An 18,338-nucleotide genomic window follows, 5' to 3' on the forward strand; every position below is an offset into this window, starting at 1 on the left:
GAAAGTCGTTGAGATCACGTCATTATGGCGTCGACATCGCCAACGCCATTGGCACGCCCATCCTCGCCGTCACTGACGGCACCGTCGCCGAAGCAGGCTCCGCTACCGGTTTCGGCCTCTGGGTTCGACTGCAACACGATGACGGCACGATCACCGTCTACGGCCACGTCGACAGCTACTCCGTCCACGAAGGACAACCGGTCGGCGCCGGCGAGCAGATCGCCCGCATGGGCAATCGCGGCGAATCCACCGGCCCGCACCTGCATTTCGAAGTCTGGGTCAACGGACGGAAGATCGACCCGGAGCCATGGCTCGCACAGCGAAGCATTCTCCTGAAGTAGTCGGACCTTGGTCCCGGATGTTGGACACGGAACTATGCAGCGTGCGTCAACTTCAGTTGCCTCTACCGGCCGCCTATCGACGAGGCGGAATCACTCGACGAATGCAGCCAAAATCATCACAGTATCTCAGTCAGTAGAATTTTACTCCGAAATTCCGTACTGCGCCCACAAGCTGCGATACCTGGATCCTGAGGATACTTCAATTATCTGAAACAGCTCAGGACTCACTCGTTTGACCGTAGTAATATATGACGTCTCCGCGATGCGGTCAAGAATTTCTTCTTGCAGCACTTCGCGCGCATACGAATCACCTCTCACGCCTTCAGTGTAAGCAAATACTACGAAATCGAGAAGACCCTCAAGGCGCTCAGCATCTGATGAAGCAAGATCTAAAGCAGGCTTAAGCAGTGGGAACCAGAATGCGTCACGCAGAAGACCATCGTGCGATATAAGCGACAATTCTCGACCATATTCGACAGCCTCTTCAATTTCACGACTAACCAGCTTCGCGACGAATTGTCGAGACTCGTCGACATTTAGCCAAAGGAGATCCCCGAAAGTCCCCAAACTCCAGCTCATCGTACGAGACTGCAACCGCGACCCAGAGTCTTCCGATCGACTAAAGAGGACCATTCCGGCAGGACTATTCGGATTAACAATCTTTGAGGCATTTGAGAGTCTCCGACGCGAACCCGACATTGACACCTTCAATCATCCGAGACTACGAGTAAGTGATTGTACCGCAGATCCTATGCAGATGAATCCTGCAACACCGGAAAGCTTCTCCACAGTAATGCGACACACTCGAAACCTGGCCATGACCAGCCGAGTTAACCTATCTAAGCGCCGACCATGCCCCAATCAAAGAATGCGCCAACAGAGTTAGGTCAAGGCAAGGCAAGGCAAGGCAAGGCAAGGCAAGCTTTAGCCAGGCACGTTGCAGTACTCGTGACACCCAGGGAGATTGTCCAAAACACCCATAGGATCGGCTGCCCTAAGCACTGCCCCCTTCCAGCCGTGCTGGAAACCGTCAACGGCAAACACAGCGGCATTAAGACCCAGGATTCCACGCCCCAACGCAGTTGCACCCTTAAATCTTGGCGCCTTGTACGGAACCTCCTCAAATTCTGCGCCGGTGATATCTTTTACCGCAGATCTTTGCACCGCATTTTCAATTGCATTATTATAGGACTCAAATTGACCAGTACCTTCTTTCTTTAACCTTCTAATCTCGGTCATGACGGACCCTTTTTCATCATGCGAATTCAATGCGTCCCAAAGGTCTTTCGCCTCCGCGATTGCCGCCAGCTCATCGTCCGACGATGCCTCGAAGCGCCCTTTTCGAAGGCCCTCAAGCCAATCAGACACTCGCCCAAACTGCTGCGCCGCCTTGAGGAAGTGCCACTTACCTCCGACTTGAAGTCCAGCCCGAAGCTCGTAGCGAAGGGCATCAGACACAGTACCTCGTCCAACAACGTCATCCACACCTGGGCGAGCATAAGAATCTTCCAGAATTCCAGATAGGTCTTCGTTCTTTACCTTAGGGGGCTTCGCGGGCGCCAGCGCAGCCAAGGCTTCATCCGGATTACCATGTTGAACATAATCACCATTTGCAGCCTGATGCTGACACGGTCCCCCGCCATCCATGCACGATTCCATCGGCATCAAACCGCTTGGGTCGCTCAGCAGAAGCGGATTGTCGTTGGCGTAGGCGTACCCGGTGAACTGCTGCGGAGTGGCCGGATTAAGAATTGGGTCGGCCGAGATGAATCGGCCAGTTACCGGGTCGTACTTGCGGGCCCCGACATCAGTCAGACCAGTGGCGTCGTCCTGGGGCTTGCCGAGGAACCCGTGAACGTCAGGCCAGGGGCCGTTCTGCACCTGGCCCAGGAGGTTACCGTAGGGGTCGGTGTCGCGGCGGATGACGTTGGCGGAGCTGCCCCACCAGTCGGCGGTGACCTGACCGGTTCCATGCGCGTCGGTCAGCAGGATCTTCGGATTGTCTCCGCCCACACGCAGGGCGACGGTGATCCCGTCGTGGCTGTAGTACCGGGTGCCGGTCACGGTACCGGCGCTGTCGCGGGTGATCTCCTCACCGGGCAGGTAGAGGGTGGTCTTGCCGGGGTCGTGCCGGACGAGTTGACCGCCATCGGCGTCGTAGACATAGCTGCTCTGCCCGGCTGGGGCAGCGACAGTGGCCAGATGGTTCTCGACATCCCAGGTCAGGGTCTGGTTCCCCGTGGACAGGGTGCGGGTGGTGGTGTTGCCGGCCTGGTCGTAGCCGTAGCTGGCCGCCGATGTGCCCACGGGCCCTGTCGTGGTGGTGCCGGTGAGGGTGTGGGCCTGTGGTGTGCCGGGCTGCGGGTAGGTGTAGGTCGTGGTGGTGTCTGCGCCGACGGCACCGGGAAGGGCGTGCTGGGTTTGCTGGGTGCGCAGGCCAGCGGGTTCGAAGGACCACGTGGTCCAGTAGGAGTTGGGTCCACCGACGTTGGTCGTTCCCGCAGCGGTGTTCGGGGCCGCTGCGCAGCTGTCGACGGCGGTCCATGCCTGTGTCAGGCGTTGCAGCGTGTCGTAGCCGTAGCACTGGGTGCGTACCGGGGCGCTGTTGGCCGGGCTGCCCTGCGTGTCCGTGACTTTCGTGGTGTTGCCGGCGGGGTCGTAGCTGTATTGCCGGTCGTCGATCTGCGCGTAGACCTGCTGGGCGGAGAGGTTCACGCCGCTGGGACGTCTGGTCTGGGCGTCGTAGTTGAACGTCAGCCAGGCCTGGCTGTTCGACGGGCCGAGGGTGAATTGCGACGGCTCCCCGTATGGGGTGTAGGTCGACGCCGAGACGATGGCGTTGTAGCCCAGGCTGGCCTGGGGTTTGCCCATCTTGTCGTAGGTGATGCCAATGGCCTCGCCCTTGAGGGCTCCCGCGCCCGCTGGCGTGAGCTGCGTCAGCAGGCCGGTGGTGGTGTAGCCGAAGCCCGTGGTGTAGAGGCCGCCCAAGCCGGTTTCCGCGGAGGGGATTTGGGTCATCACGGTGGCGGCGTTGCCCATGCCGTCGTAGGCGCTGACTGCCTGATTGTAGGTGCCCTGCGGTGTGTAGCGGGTGGAGTACCACGGCTTGCCGACACCGTTCTGCGCGCCGTCGTACTTCCAGTTGGCCAGCAGGGTGCCCGTTGTGGAGCCGGCGTACTCGTTGGTCTTGCGACCCAGTTCGTCGTAGGTGTAGGCCAGCGTCTGGCCGCGGCTGTCGGTGGTCGAGGTGGTCTCACCCGCGAGGTCGTAGGTGACGGTGCTGTTTCCGGCGTCGGGATCGGTCTGCGAGGTTTTGCGGCCGAGGAAGTCGTAGCCGTAGGCCCAGACGTTGCCGTCGGGGTCGGTGATCCTGTCCGGCAGGCCCGTCGCCGTGTAGTGGTATCGCGTGGCCTGATAGGCGCCACCAGTCACCGCGCTGCCATTGACCGTGGGGGCGCTGGTGTACTGGTCCAGCTCCACCGTCTTGCCGTGCGCGTCGGTGACGGTGGTCTGGGTGACACCTCCCTGGGGCGGGATCACGGTCGTGCGGTCGCCGCCATAGACGGTCTGCGTCGACCAGGTGGCATTCAGTCCTCGGTACTGGGCGGCCGTGACGGCGCGTCCGGTCCCGTCGTAGGCGGTGATGGTGCGGTCGTCCACCGCACTGTCGGCGACAGACACCATGGTCGTGGAGGGTGATCCGTCGGTGTAGTAACGGTTGTTGGAGATCCGAGCCCAACCGTGCGAGTCGTAGACGACGTCCTTCACGACCCTGCCGCCGCCGACGGCGTCGATCTGGGTCTGGCGCACCTGCCCCAGAGCGTCGAACAGGCTGATCGAGGTGACGTAGTTCGTGCCGGTGCCGTAGTCCACGAGGGTGTGGGTGGTCACCGCGAGCGGGCCGTCCACGCGTTGCAGATACTCGAAGGTCACCGATGCCGGCACTGAGCCCATGGTTCGCCCCGGCTTCCACACCGAGGTCGGTCGGCCCAGCGCGTCGTACACGGCCTGGGTGACGTGCCCTCCGGTGTCGACGGCTTTGGTCACCTTGCCACGAGCGGGTTCCGCCTGGATGGTGGCGGTCTGCCGTTTCGGGTTGGTCGCCACGGTCTGGGACAGGATCCCGCCGTCTGTCGGCGTGTAGGCCGTGGTGGTGATGTGGCCGAGCGCGTCAGTGACGGAAGTGACGCGACCGGACGTGTCGTAGGCGGTGGCGCCGGTGGTGTTGAAGGTGAGTGCGCCGTTGGTGTTGGCGGTGGCCGTGTCCACTCTGGTCGCGTCGCCCGCGCCGCTGATGACGCCGAGGGTGCCCTGGCCGTCGTAATAGGTCCGCACGTCCGACAACACCGGAGAAGGGGCACTGCCGTCTGTCGGACACTTCTGCTGAGAGGTGACAACCTCACTGGCACGGTTACGGATCCAGGAGCCGGTGTTGTCGGCGTAGCTGGTGGTGGAGCACAGGTCCGGCACACCGTCACCCGAGTCGGCCTTGGCAGTCAGTCGGCCGGCACCGTCGTAGGCGTTGGTGGTCGTCGTGGTGCGTGTGCCACCTGCGGTCAGGTTGGTGACGGTCCGGGTCTTGGCGACGTCGGTGATGCTGGCGGTCAGCGCGGGCAGGCCGGTCCTGGCGCGGGTCGCGGTGGCGGCAACGGTGACCGGATCGGTGATCGTGGTGGACAGCTGTGGGCCGCCGTCGCCGTTGAACGCCTGCGTCTCGCGCGCCTGGTCGGCGTAGAGGTTGTTGTCCGGCACCGTCTCGCCGAGCGAGTCGGTGACCTGGGCCGAGCGTGTGCCGCTGTTGGGCAGGGTGTCGCCGTCCATACCCCGGAAGTACGTGGTGCGGGTCAGCGTGCGGGCATCCGCTGTGCCGGCGGTGCTGTTGTCCGGGTTGCCGTTGCGGACCTCGACCTGGGCGTAGCCGCGGAACTGACCGTAGGTGCGGTTGGCGGGCTTGACGATCTCGTTGTCGTCAAAGTGCCACGCCGGCTTGCCCAGGTAGTTGTACGTCGTGATCTGAGTCGGGGAGACGGCGTTACGATCCTGAATATCCACTTTGGACACTACGTACTTGTGGAAGTAGTCCAGGATCGGGGCGGTGTAGTACTGCGGACTCCAGTACACCGGGAAGCACAGCTTGTCATCCTGACGGGGATCGGACGGCACAGACGACGACGTGCAGGCGGTGCCGCCTGTGTCGTTGGTGTAGGTGACGTTGATCGAGCCGCCGGTGTCGGTGGCAACGTTCGTGATCCGCCAATGCGCCAACGCGGGCAGGCCGTTGTAGCCGACCACTCGGTTGTCCAACTGCTGACTGGTGAACTGGACGGGCGGTAGTGAGATGGACGTGCCGTCGGCGTTGTAGCCGGTGCGGGTGATGGAGTCCAGCCGCAGCTCCGGATTGCCGATCTGCGGGAACGTCCCCGCCAACTGGTAGTTGTCGATCTTGACCGCGCCGGAGCCGGTGTTGTACCAGGTGGTGATCCCGGTGAGCCTCTTGGTGGACCAGAACGTCGGCGCGTGGTTGTTGCACGTGTCGGCGGCCGCGCACTGCTGATCGGCAGGGGTATCCGGCCATGACTTCGCGTTCGCCACGGCGAACTGCGAGGGGTCGCACGTCACTGCCGCGTTGATGGCGGGGTCGCAGCGCTCGACGGTGTCGAAGGTGACCTGATCCGGCGCGGCGGCGCCGTAGATCCCCGAGCCGGTGTCGCGCAGCCCGTAGTCGACACGCTTCAGTGTCCCGCCGCGGGTGTAGGCCGCCCCTGTGGTGCCGGTATTGGCGCCGTAGTAGTTAGCCTCGGCGTTGTAGTAGTAGGCGGTGGCGTTGCCGTGCGGGTCAACGGCATAGTCCAGGTTCCACCGCCACGCCTGCGCACACGACGCGGACGCGAAAACGTCGTTGTGGCACGGGTCGTTGGGATGTGGACCGTAGACGGGCACGGTCCAGGTGGAGTTCGTCTCGTCCTTGCCCGCGACCCAGCCGGGCAGGTGGTGACGGCCGAAGAAGTACTGCGCTCCGTCGGACGTCGTGACCTTCCAGTACTCCCCGTTGTTCGCCCCGTTCGGAGCGCCGGTCAACAGCTCGACTCGAGCTCCGTTGTCCCTCTGGGCTTTCCACGCACCGGTGGCGTCATCGCGCACGAGCGCCGTCGTGCTGCCGCCCAGGCTCATGGTGAGAATCTGACCTGCCCAGCACCTGTCTCCGGTCTGCTGGGCCTGCGGAAGCGTCGTGTCCTCCGCGCAGGAACGGTAGGTGCGCTCGACGAATCCCGGCGAGTAGTCCCAACCCTGCCCCACCCAGGAGGACTGTCCGTTGGTTGCGGCGGTGCGACCGTCCACGCTCGCGGAACTGTAGGACAGTGCGACCTTCGGGGCGACGTCCCCACCTGTGGCCGCCTGCGGCAGAACGATTGGGTAGGACCACGTGAACGCCCCGGACGCGCCCGACACCGACCACGAGCCCGACGGGGTCAACGAGCTGGCCTCAAACGATCCGGCCGGCCCCCCTGGGCCGGCCACCGCCGCCAGGACCATCGGAGCTGCGGCGGCACTGGACATGGTGGGGGACTTGCCGACGAGACGAGCCTGTGGTGCGACATCCGCGGATACCGTCTTGGAGGCGGCGTCGTTGTGCGATGCCAGTGACTCCTGGCTGCGGCACTCCGCCTTGTCCGGGGCGGTCAGCGCGCAGGCTGGTAGTCGCACCAGGTGCAACCGAGACCCGAAGCCGGCGCCCATCGCGTCAGCGAAGCCCGAGTAGTCCACGCCCACCGACACCGCGCCGCCTGGCGCTGAGGTCGGGGCGACCGAGAACAGCACTCCGGCCACTCCGGCACGGTGTGCTTCGTCCTGGCCCGTGAGCTTGACGTGGGCTGACCGCGTCGTGGCGTCGCCGCCGGCGGGTGTCTCGCCGGCGGGATTCGCGGCGATCGTGATCGGCAGGCTGCCGGCCTTCTGCGCGACGGCTGCCTGCGTCCGCGCACGCCCCCCGTCGGGCAGGTTCCTCGCTGCCACAGTGGGCAGCGTGAGGTCGGCTTCTCCGGCAGATGGCCATGCGGTGGCAGTCCGGGGCTTGCCTGAGTCCGGGGACGGCACGGGCTGCTGGTGGTGCAGCAGGAAGTCCGTGTGCGCCACTGGCGTGTAACGCTGGGCTTGTGGCCCCATGTCGGCCGCTGCGGCGACCGGGACGGCGATCGCGGTCAGCACCGAGGCAGCCATGACTCCAGCCACCATCATGGATACGCGCCGCCGCGACAAATACCGCCGTGCTAGGACAGGCAGAAATCTGGCCCCAGGCATGCTCGCGCTCCCCGTGAATAAATGAAACCCCCGCCGGTGATCAGCCGCTGACATTAGCCTCCGCGTACCGCCAAGGGAAGCAGGAATTTCTGGCATCACGCCAGGTCAGGCCAGCGCGAGGGGAACTCGACGGAAATGGCGACCCGGATTCGTTACACGCTCACCGTGTGACGTCGTTCTCAAATTTTCACACTATCCACATGCTGTCACGGTGGGCTACCGTTCCGGGCGTTTCGCTTTCCGGCCTTCTGGCCATCTGTTCCCGGGGGATACCAATGCGCCGCAGTCTGTCTCCGCTATCCGTCCACGCCATGGTCCGCTGCCTCAACGGCAGCGTCGTGGTCCTGGCGACAGCTGTCGCGCTCGCCGTCGGCGTGGCCGGACCCGCGACCGCCGCCCAGCCCGTGGCTCACGCAGGTCCGCAGCCGTCCGCAGGACCGTCGGGGAAGGACGCGCAGCCGCAGGATCCGGCCGAGGCCACCGCGGTGCAGCAGGCCAAGGACACCGGCAAACCCGTCGAGGTCGACGGGCACCAGACCCAGATGTCCACGGTCTTGGCCAACCCCGACCGCACCTTCACCCTGCAAGCCAACGCACGCCCGGTGCGAGTGAACAAGGACGGCGGATGGAAGGCGGTCGACACCACGCTCGCCAAGCGCGGCGACGGATTGCTCGCACCCGCCGCAGCCGCTGTGGACGTCGCTTTCTCCCCCGGCGGCTCCGCCCCTCTGGTCACGCTCGCCAAGGGGGACAAGAAGCTTCAGCTCTCCTGGCCCACCCCGCTGCCCGCGCCGGTGCTCAACGGTTCTGCCGCAACGTACCCGGCGGTATTCCCTGGCGTCGACCTGCAAGTGTCCGCCACTGCGGACAGCTACTCCGAGACCTTGATCGTGCACGACGCCACCGCAGCGAAGAACCCTGCGCTGGCCAACGTGACACTCACCGCCACCGGCACAGGACTGGCCTTGTCTGCGAGCCCTGACGGCACACTGACCGCCAAGGACTCCGCCGGAGCCGACGTCCTGCACGGCACGATGCCGATCATGTGGGACTCCCACCATGACGACCACATCGGCCCCGCCCCCACCTCGACCGAACCGGGCAGCGGCCGCGTCACCCCGCTCAAAGTCACCACCGCTCCCGCTTCCACCTCCGCTGCTGCGCCCCGCGCCAGCACAACCACCACCGACAGCGGCCCGCCCACGACGTCGCTGGTGATCACCCCAGACCCGGCGGCCTTGACCGGCCCTGACGTCATCTACCCGGTGTTCATCGACCCGTCGATGTCTCCGAACTCCACCGACTGGTCCGAGTACACGGAAAACGGCTGGAGCTACGTCAACGCCAACCAAGACGCCCAGGTCGGCCAGTGCGGCACCTGGCCAGGCTGCAGTGGCCTGACCAAGGCACGCTCCTTCTTCCGCATGCCCACCCCCGACCTGGCCGCCCGCAACGGCCGCAACGCCGTGGTGTCCAGCGCCTGGTTCTACGCCACCCAGGTCCACGGCGCCACCAAGTGCACCGCCCAGCCCGTGGACCTGTGGCGCACCAACGCACTGGGCAGTGCCAGCTCCTGGCCCGGACCATCTGGCTGGAAGATCGACCAGCAGTCCTCCGCGGCAGGCGACACTTGCGGCGGCCCTGGCAGCATCCAGTTCAACGCCATGGGCGTGGCTGTCGACGCCGCCAACGGCAGTTGGCCAGAGATCGCCTTCGGCCTGGTCTCCCCCAACGAGAATGATCAGAACCAGTGGAAGAAGTTCGGCAACAACGCGTCCCTGTCCATCACTTTCGCGTTTCCGCCGAACCCCGCCAGCGCGCTGGGCGTGGCCGGCGCGGTGATGTGCACCGGCACCGCGGTGGCCCCCACTGGCCAGCCCACCCTGTTGGCCAGCGCCACCGACAACAACAATCCGCCGCTGAACACTGGTCTGAACTACCAGGTGTTCACGGCCACCGGCAGCAACATGGCCGCAGCCAGCCCTGCCGTGTGGACCGCTTCGGGCAGCACCGGAGCCTGGACCGTCAACCCGAGCCTCGGCGACGGGGCCTGGGCGTACCGCGTGGCAGTGCAGAACTCCATGCCCGGCGACGGCAGCGGCGGCGTGTGGAACGGCACCTGGTCACCCTGGGTCTGGTTCTACACCCGCGCGACCCCACCGCAGCCCACACCGACCATCAGCAGCCTGGACTACCAACCCAACTACTGGGGGCCGGCCCGGGGCTCGTTCACGGTCAACGCGGGTGGCGCGACCAACATTGCCGGCTTCACCTACACCTTCGCGGGCTCGGGTTCGGAGGCGACGCCCAACACCGGCGACTGCGACTACAACAAGACCTTCACCAACGGCGGCTGGGTGGCCAACACCAACGGTGCGGCCACCGTCACCGTCCCCGCCGGTATGACGCCGGGCTATCACACCCTGTACGTGCGCAGCTTCGACGACGCCCACAACCTGTCGCCGGAGTCCACTGCCTACACCTTCTACACCGCACCGGACTACGGCGTGAACACCCGGCTACAGGCCGGCGACGCCACCCAGGTGACCGTCAGCCAGCCCGCCGGGCAGAACATCCCGACCAGCAGCGTGGACTGCGTGCAGCCCTGCCCCGCAGGAAGCAAGGGCTTGCTGTTCAAGGGAACTGCGGTGAACCAGTCATTCACGATGTCGGTCAACACCCCAATCGAGGCCGACTACGCCCTCGGCGCACACGTCGCCAAGGGCCCCTACACCGCGCTTCTTGGACTCGCTGTCGACGGGACGCCCGTCGGCCCCGCTGACAGCGCCGTCAACTGCAACAACTGCGCCCAACTCTCGGTCTACCGCCCGCTTGGGGGCGTGCACCTGACCAAGGGGCAACATCTCCTCAAGGCCACGCTCGTCAACCCCGTGTCCATGGTCACCGGTGCGGACGCCCAACGCGGCTGGAACGCCCAGGTCGACGACCTCACCGTCATCCCCATCAACAACGTGATCACGGACAACTTCACCGACGCGATGAACAACCACGGCATCAGCAACGACACTGCCACCGGCAACGGCAACTTCGACCTCGAAGGCGGATCGCTGTCCGCGCAGGCCATGGCGGCCGCCGGCCTCGCCCCAGGCCAGAAGGTGACCATTAGCGGCACGACGTTCACCATGCCCGCAGCCAACAGCACAGGCAACGACAACGTCGTGGCCGCCGGCCAGACCATCCCGCTGCCCACTGTCAAGTCAAACGCGGTCGGCCTGCTGGTCGCCTCCACCTGCGGCAACAGCCCCCAGGTGACCGGCACGCTGGCCTACGCCGACGGCAAGACCACCAGCAACCCCTTCTACCCACAGGTCTCCGACTGGGTCACCGCCTCCGCGAACACCGCAGCGTTCACACTTCCCTACCGCAACGTCGCCGGCGGTCAGGAAACCGGTGTGCAGCCCCGCGTCTACGCGATCTTCCTGCCCGCCGATCCCAGCAAGACCCTGGCATCCATCACACTGCCGCTCATCGGCACGAACTTCCTTCCCGGGTGCCCTCAGCCCGCCCTGCACGTCCTGGCCATGGCCGCCCGCCCCGTGTCGGCAGGCTGGCTCGGCACCTGGGCAGCACCAGCGGACGCGACAACGATCCCACCCGGCGGCAGTGGTTTCGCGAACCAGACCCTGCGGATGGTCGTGCACCCCACCGTCACCGGCACCACGACGCGGATCCGGTTGTCCAACACGGGCGCGTCAGCTCCGGTCACCATCGACGCCGCGACGATGTCCGCCCAGTCCGGAACCGGCGCCGCGACCACCGGCGCGCCGGCAGCGTTGTCCTTCTGCGCGGCAGCCGGCCAGACCCTCGGATGCGGCGCCCGCACGGTCACCATCCCGGTCGGCGGCGAGATCTACAGCGACCCGATCGCCTACCCCACGATCACCGGAGCCAGCGGCAACCTCACCGTCAGCCTGCACCTGCCCGCCGCCGTCACCCAGGCACCAACGCACGGACTGACCAACACCACCAACTACCTCGCGACCGGCAACACCACCACCAACGCCGACGGCAGCCCCTACACCACCAGCGTCACCAGCTCCTACTACCTCACCGGAGTCGACGTCTCGACCACCGACTCCAGCGCGGGCACGGTGGCAGTCCTCGGCGATCAAACCTCCACCGGCCGCGCATCAAATGGCACCTTCCCCACCTGGGTTGACGACCTGCCCGCCAAGCTCGGCAGCAGCCTGCCCGGCAGCATCGTCAACACCAGCCTCGCCGGCATCCAACCCACCGGCGCGTGGAAACTCAACGACGGCACCGGCACCACCGCCACCGACACCAGCGGCAGCCACAACGGCACCCTCACCGACGGCGCCACCTGGAGCAACGACCACAACGGCTCAGCCACCTTCTACGGCACCCACGGCATCATCACCACCACCGGCACCACCCTCAACACCACCCAGAGCTACAGCATCGCAGCCTGGGTGAAACTCACCTCGACCAACAACTTCTACACCGCCGTCGGACAGGGCGGCGCCACCATGGGCGCCTTCTACCTGCAGTACTCCGCCGAGATGAAGGCATGGGCGTTCGTCAGCCCCAACTCCGACTCCCCCACCGCGCCGCAGTCCTCAGCCCACGCCACCAGCCCCCCAGCCTTGAACACCTGGACCCACCTGATCGGCGCCTTCGACGCCGCCACCGGCACGATGAGCCTCTACGTCAACGGCCAACTCGCCGGAACCGCCACCAACCCCACCCCGTGGAATGCCGCCGCGCCACTGTCCATCGGCGGCGTCCAAGGCACCAACGGCGGCACGAGCAACTTCTTCAACGGCTCGGTCTCCGGCGTCCGCGCCTACCAGCGTGCCCTCACCGCCACCGACGCCACCCTCATCTACACCGCGCCTTCAGTCGGCACTCCGCCCGGCATTGGCGCAGCCACCACAGCCAACGCGGGGGCCACGCTGAACAACACCGCTCTCGACGAACCCAATCTGCGCACGGTCGTGGTCGCCCTCGGCACCAACGACATCCTCGCCGGCACCGACGCCGCCACCATCGAGCGCAACCTCACCGCGTTGATGAACGCCAGCAGCCCCGCCGGTATGAAGCGCTACTTCCGGTCCGACGGCTCAGCACTGCACCTCGTCATCGCCACCATCGCACCACTGGGCCTGGACGGCAGTGATCAACGCGAGAAGAACCGCCAACAGCTCAACACCGACATCCTCGCTCACTACAACGCCTACGGAGCCGACGACGTCGTCGACTTCAGCACCGCCGTGCAAAGCTCGACCGACAACACCAAGACAGACCCGAGCTTCCTGACGAGCGGCATCCCTAACGCCGCCTATCACGACAAGCTTGCCCAGACCCTCTCCGACGCCACCGGGTTCCCGGCGACCGTCCAGTTGTGACTGACCGCGGTCAGCCCCGATCGCGAACGGGGCTGACCGCACCACCTGCTCCGCCACCATCACCAAGCGCAGCACGGCAACAGCAGACTCGTCCTGTCGATGGACTTGGTTGCGCTCGGCCAAACCGTCGATCTACTCAACGAACTTCGCCTCCGGCTGAGACTACCGCCGTCCCAGTCGAGCGCACGATGATCTAATCCACCACGCTCAGGAAGCCGGGAAGGCGAAGTATCCTGGCCACCTCAACGACGTGGGCGGGATCGAGCTGCTCGGTGCCCATGGCGACCAATTCCCCCTCGGCATCGTGAACACGAACTGACGCTTTGAGACTCCACACCGACGAGTCTCCAACAGCAAGCCGGTCAATTGTGACTGTCCTGCTCCACCGAAGATCACGACGACGAAGGACCTCTTCGACAGGTAGCTCACGCGCCAACATCGCATCCACGATCTCGACGTCGAGCCGCTCGAACAGGACCGTCCACTGCAGATCGGCGACCACCGGCTCGTTCCGATGAACGTTGTCCGGCCGGAGGACCAGGACCACGCTGGCCCACTGGAACAGCGCGTATCGCGGAAAGTACAGCCCTGTCGCGTAACGCTGCTCCGGCGTCATCGCCGCCGCGGTGGAGACTCCGACCTCGATACGGCCATGACGGCCCAGTGCGCTGCTCAGCGCCCGTGTCCGCAGAACAGCGGCCACCTTGTCGAGCGCCGCCGAGACCTGTTCGTCCGTCATGAGCGTCTCCTGCTTCCGACTCCCACCCCGTATGCCTGCCGGCCGAGCGGACCAATGCCGTCACCGCGTCCCAGCTCCTGCGGCCCCGGGCACCGTGATCGCCACCCCGAACGACCAACGGTACACTATATTTTACACTCTGCATGGAATCGGTCACAGACTCGCCATGGCGTCAACTAATGACGACTGCTAGGCTTCCTTTGGTTGACATGTGTCGGCCCGCGTAAGCCAGCCCAAGGGGGCGTTGAGAGTGGCTTCCACTCCTCACAACTCGTCCGCAGAGCAGCCGGCGAGCTCGTTGGCGAGCCGGTTGAACGACCTGTTCGCCACTGTCGCCTACGTGGACAGGGGACGCCGGCGCGAGTACTCGACGCCTTACGTCGCCAAGGCCATCACCGACGACCCCACCCACGACACGACAGTGTCCCGGGTGTACCTCAACTCCTTGCGCAACGGCAGCAACACCAACCCCACGATCTCGGTGTTGCGAGCGGTGGCCAAGTTCTTCGACGAACACCGCCAGCCCGGCGCGGCGCCGATCACCGCGGCCTACCTCCTCGGCGACGAAGACGGTGACGACGCCGAGGAACGGGAGCTGCGGACTATGCTGGCCAACCACCAGGTTCGCGCCATCGCGATGCGCGCCGGCTCAATGAACCCGACGATGCTCCGGCAGGTGCTAGCCGTCATCGACGCGTTGGAGAGCACGAGCAACGACCCCCTCGACGACGTCGACCGCCGTTAGCCAGCGATCTCAGTTCACGCGACATCCGCAGCACCAATCAGCCCCACCTGCGTGTCCCACTCGATGTGGTACTCGGTGAGCCATGCAGAGGTGTTCCTCGGCCCCTTCCGGAGCATCATCGGCAGCAGGGCGTCCCGGATCATTCGGCCGACCGGTCCAGGTATCGCTCTGCCGGTCATCTTGGCGCTCGTGACGACCAGGCGCTCCACCCGTTCGCGGCGCAGCTGCTCGAACTTCTGGAACGCCTGCTCCGTGTTCGGCAAATCGCGTAGGCACTGCGCAAGGACCACGCCGTCTTCGATGGCCATCGAGGCACCGTGCCCGGCACTCGGTGATGCGGCATGAGCCGCGTCCCCAAGGAGAACCATGTTGCCCGCGTGCCAGACCGGCGTCGAGGCGATGTCGTAGGCACTACTTCCCACGATGCCCTGGCTGGTGGCGTGAACGATGTCTACGGTGCCGGCCTTGTCGCCGGTCAACAGGTCGACCGTCCGCTGCCTCCATTGCTCGGAAGTGGTCGCGGCGAGCTCATCCCTTGACCGTTCCGGGCTCGGGATGCTGGCGAACCACCACGTCTCACCGTCCGGGGCCGTGGTGTAGCCGAAGAATGCGCGCCGACCGTAGACCATCCGGTAGATGCCTGGAGGGGTCGTTGCCGGGCTGTTTGCGGCGTATCCGCAGACCGTGGTCATGCCGAGATAGCGGGGTACCGGCGCGGCGGCGGCGATGACCCTGCGGGTCGTCGAATAGATGCCGTCAGCACCCACGAGCAGGTCGCCCTCCGCTCGGCTCCCATCGGAGAAGTACGCGACCACGCGGTCGCGCGAGGTTGTCACAGCACCCGTGAACCGCTTGCCGTGCTCGATCTCGATGCCGCGGCGAGCGACTTCGTCGTGCAGCACGCGGTACAGAGCGGCGCGCTTGATCGTGCGCGGCCCCAGCACGCCAGCCTGCCCGCCGATCGGAACCGCGCCGAGTTGCTTACCGCTGCCAGCGACGAACTCGACACAGTTCGCCGGGAACGAGTTGTCCAGCACAGGTTGATGCGCGTCGATCGCCCGCAGGCCGTCCAGGCCGTTGCTCATGATGCTGAGAAACGCGCCGACATCGTCGGCACCCGTGGGGTACGCCTCGTAGACGGTCGAGGCAACCCCAGCCTTCTTCAAGGCCATCGCGGTCACGGCCCCGCCGATGCCGCCGCCGATTATCAGTGCGTGAGTCATGTCGCTCCCGTGCCGCTAGGTCGTGTGCAGCGCTTGCGACAGCGCCACAAGCTCATGGACGTCGGCGTCGAGGCCAGCTTCCGACGGTGCCGCGACGAGGGTGGCTCGTCTCGACACCGGCTCGCCGGCCGCGTGCGCGAGTACGGCCTCCTTGAGCAAGGCCGCCAGGGCTTCGCCTTGTCGGCCATTCTGTTGCAGCTGGGCCACATGGGGGCTGATCTGCACAAGTCCGTCGCGGCACTCGATCGCGCGGCGGTAGTAGCGACGGTGAACCCCTCGGAGGCTAATGAAGTCGGACAAGGGTCGCACCGGCACCCGACTGAGCGCGTCTTCTGGAAACTCCGCGTGCAGCAAAGTCCACAGTGGACCCAGTTGCCTATAGGTGCAACGGTGTTGCCACCAAACGCGAAGCGCAGCTACTCGCATGATCGCTGCGGGATAGCTGACGCCGACCAGAAACAGCAGGATGCCCGGAAGCAGAAGGATCATTCCAGCCACGAGGATCGGTCTCGGAGTTGTGCCGCCGGCCCAGCGGATGGCGTTCGCCGCCACAAAGGTCGCGTTGGCGAAGACGATCGCGACCAGCCCTACTGAAGCGAGCCGCAGTCCACGACGCAACCGAGGCTCGGCGACGCGCGCGTAGCGACGGGTCAAGACCTGCGCCGTGACAAAGGCGTACAGCAGGTACGAGTTCGCGGTCAGGTAGAACAACCCGATGCTCGCCACGCCCACTGGACCCTGAGTGTTCTCCGCAGGCAATACGGCAGCGGCGGTTCGAATATCTCCGGGCATGACCGCGGTAGCCACCGTCATGACCGCGATCGCAACGGTCAGCACCAAGGCGTGCCAACGAGCACGAGTTCGTGCGTGTTGCACGTCGAGCACGGAGAACAAGAAGAAGCTGATGAGGCAGTAGGCACCGACCAGCAGCAGTGCGTGCTGGACAAGCCGGGACACCATCGGCTCGATCCCAACGAAAGCGGTGCCCAGTGTGGCTGCCACCCCGAACGGATAGGCCAAAGCCCACGAACCGACGAGCACGGTAACGGCTCGCAGGCGCAGGTCTCGTGGCTTGCGCGCGAGCAGGTAGAGCATCCACGCCAGCACCACGAACGACGCGATGCCCTGCGCGATCTGGAGAGTGGTCACAGCCAGCCCAGCCGATCACTCAACGAGTTGCCCATCCGTTGCGCGGCAACGTCCGCCGACGACTGCGAGGCGACGTGGTCGAGCACCGAAGCCCATTCCAGGATGATCGTGGCGACGGTCTCGGCCTCGCGCTCCTGTTCGGTGTCATAGTGGGTACGCCGCAGTCCTCGCCGCACCGCGTCAGGCGCAAGGTCGGGAAAACGCTGTCGCAGCGCGTCGGGCTCGGTGTCCGGGTACAGCTCGGCCAACAGTGCGTCATCGCCTTCATCGCTCCGGTGACCGGCCATGATGTGACCGAGCTCGTGCAGGATGATGTGGCACTGGTGGGCCTTGCTCGTCTCCTGTTGGAAGACGATGTAGTCCGCAGCCGATGTGGCGACCCAGACGCCGAACGGCCCGGGAACTGGTATGTGATACGGCACCAACTGGATGCGCCGCCGACGCTGCTGTCCGACGCGCCGGCACAGCTCGGCAACATCGAGCGGCGGACGAATCTCCAACTCGTTCAACAGCTTCCGACACTGCCTGCGAAGTTCTCGTTCCTTCATCAGCCACCTCCGCGCTACGGATGCGCCTGCGCTCGAACTTCGTACTCCGCGAAGTTCCTGACCATCTTTGACGACGGATCAGCGTGTGGACGCCGTTCCCCCATGCTGATTGCGCTCCAGCAGGTAGATGAAGTCGATCAACTCCTTCACCTGTCGACGTCCTGTCTGAGATAGCTCCCCGGCGCGCATCGCCATCACCTGCACGTCGCTGCCGTTCGCGATCTCACGCAGACGCTCCTGCTCGGCCTTCAACTGCGTCAGTTGTTCGTCGACGCGGTCGGTTGTCGCGTCCTCGAAGAAGTAGCTGACGGGCACGCCGAAGAAGCCCGCGAGTGCTTCCAGGTGGCGATACGTCGGGTTGTCCTTGCGCCCCTGACGGAGCTGCCAGATGTAGCTCTGCGAGATCGTCACGCCGCCCGCCCGAATGGCGGCGGCGACCTGCTCGTTGCTGTACTCGTTACCGCCGCTCAGGCGTACGCGTGCGAACAGGTGGTTCAGCTTCCGTGCCAAGCCGGCACCGAAGCTCTTCTGATCAACCATCACTACCCCTCGAAGTGCGTGAACCACTGGTTCAGCTTCGACATGGGTGACCTGCGAACTGACGCAAACAAGGCTAACACCGGCACCGTGCATACCAGTACAAATCACTCGAATGGAGCGTGCCAGCGTCACAGCTCAGATCAACCGCTACGCCCGGCTACGAGAACCGCGCCAGTTCACCCATTGAGGTGCCGCACAGCGATTGCACGGCTCCGCCGGGCGAGCGCGGAGTTGTCCTGCATCCGCTCCGCCACGTGCCCCATTGCCCTCGGTCGCTACTGTGCACAGTGGAACACAAGGTGGCCCAGGTCATCGGGAGGCGATCGCAGTGTCCAGATGGAACCACGAAGCCGAGGCGCCTTGGCGC

General features: G+C 65.2%; 10 protein-coding genes. 3 read left to right on the forward strand and 7 right to left on the reverse strand.

What is annotated here, in order from left to right; genetic code table 11:
• A partial coding sequence (locus F0L68_RS39270) for a M23 family metallopeptidase (RefSeq protein WP_149855007.1) occupies positions 1 to 341 on the forward strand: 341 nt, incomplete at its 5' end.
• A gap of 141 nt (positions 342 to 482) precedes the next feature.
• Here the strand turns inward: F0L68_RS39270 and F0L68_RS39275 are convergent.
• Both F0L68_RS39275 and F0L68_RS39280 read right to left on the reverse strand, forming a co-directional pair.
• Entirely contained in the window at positions 483 to 920 is a 438-nt protein-coding gene (locus tag F0L68_RS39275) for a hypothetical protein (protein ID WP_149855008.1), read from the reverse strand.
• Between the two features lie 345 nt (positions 921 to 1,265).
• A complete protein-coding gene (locus tag F0L68_RS39280) occupies positions 1,266 to 7,559 on the reverse strand; it encodes an RHS repeat domain-containing protein (protein ID WP_188317080.1) in 6,294 nt (2,097 codons plus the stop codon).
• Positions 7,560 to 7,951: 392 nt separating this feature from the next.
• Here F0L68_RS39280 and F0L68_RS39285 point away from each other — a divergent pair, with 392 nt between their 5' ends.
• Positions 7,952 to 13,027 carry a LamG-like jellyroll fold domain-containing protein gene (locus F0L68_RS39285; RefSeq protein ID WP_149855010.1) on the forward strand — a complete coding sequence of 1,692 codons (5,076 nt, stop codon included), beginning with the start codon at positions 7,952 to 7,954 and terminating at the stop codon, positions 13,025 to 13,027.
• Between the two features lie 193 nt (positions 13,028 to 13,220).
• Here the strand turns inward: F0L68_RS39285 and F0L68_RS39290 are convergent, their stop codons facing one another.
• On the reverse strand, positions 13,221 to 13,766 hold the full coding sequence (locus F0L68_RS39290; protein WP_149855011.1) for a hypothetical protein: 546 nt from the start codon (positions 13,764 to 13,766) through the stop codon (positions 13,221 to 13,223).
• Positions 13,767 to 14,016: 250 nt separating this feature from the next.
• Here F0L68_RS39290 and F0L68_RS39295 point away from each other — a divergent pair, with 250 nt between their 5' ends.
• The gene (locus tag F0L68_RS39295) at positions 14,017 to 14,511 is read left to right on the forward strand and encodes an XRE family transcriptional regulator (protein WP_223199548.1); all 495 of its coding nucleotides are present in this window, start codon (positions 14,017 to 14,019) and stop codon (positions 14,509 to 14,511) included.
• Between the two features lie 14 nt (positions 14,512 to 14,525).
• On the opposite strand, the gene F0L68_RS39300 is transcribed toward F0L68_RS39295, so the two are convergent.
• The 4 genes from F0L68_RS39300 to F0L68_RS39315 form a co-directional block, all read right to left on the reverse strand.
• Positions 14,526 to 15,734: an FAD-dependent monooxygenase gene (locus F0L68_RS39300; RefSeq protein ID WP_149855012.1), complete on the reverse strand. Its 1,209-nt coding sequence runs from the start codon at positions 15,732 to 15,734 to the stop codon at positions 14,526 to 14,528.
• A gap of 15 nt (positions 15,735 to 15,749) precedes the next feature.
• Complete coding sequence (locus F0L68_RS39305) at positions 15,750 to 16,883, reverse strand: MAB_1171c family putative transporter (RefSeq protein ID WP_223199549.1); 1,134 nt, start codon at positions 16,881 to 16,883, stop codon at positions 15,750 to 15,752.
• Positions 16,880 to 17,431 carry a hypothetical protein gene (locus tag F0L68_RS39310; protein ID WP_149855013.1) on the reverse strand — a complete coding sequence of 184 codons (552 nt, stop codon included), beginning with the start codon at positions 17,429 to 17,431 and terminating at the stop codon, positions 16,880 to 16,882. Before F0L68_RS39310 ends, F0L68_RS39305 begins: the two co-directional genes overlap by 4 nt.
• Before the next feature lie 78 nt (positions 17,432 to 17,509).
• Positions 17,510 to 17,971 carry a helix-turn-helix domain-containing protein gene (locus F0L68_RS39315; protein ID WP_149855014.1) on the reverse strand — a complete coding sequence of 154 codons (462 nt, stop codon included), beginning with the start codon at positions 17,969 to 17,971 and terminating at the stop codon, positions 17,510 to 17,512.
• Positions 17,972 to 18,338: the final 367 nt, after the last annotated feature.

This window comes from Solihabitans fulvus (assembly GCF_008386585.1).
GTDB lineage: Bacteria > Actinomycetota > Actinomycetes > Mycobacteriales > Pseudonocardiaceae > Solihabitans > Solihabitans fulvus.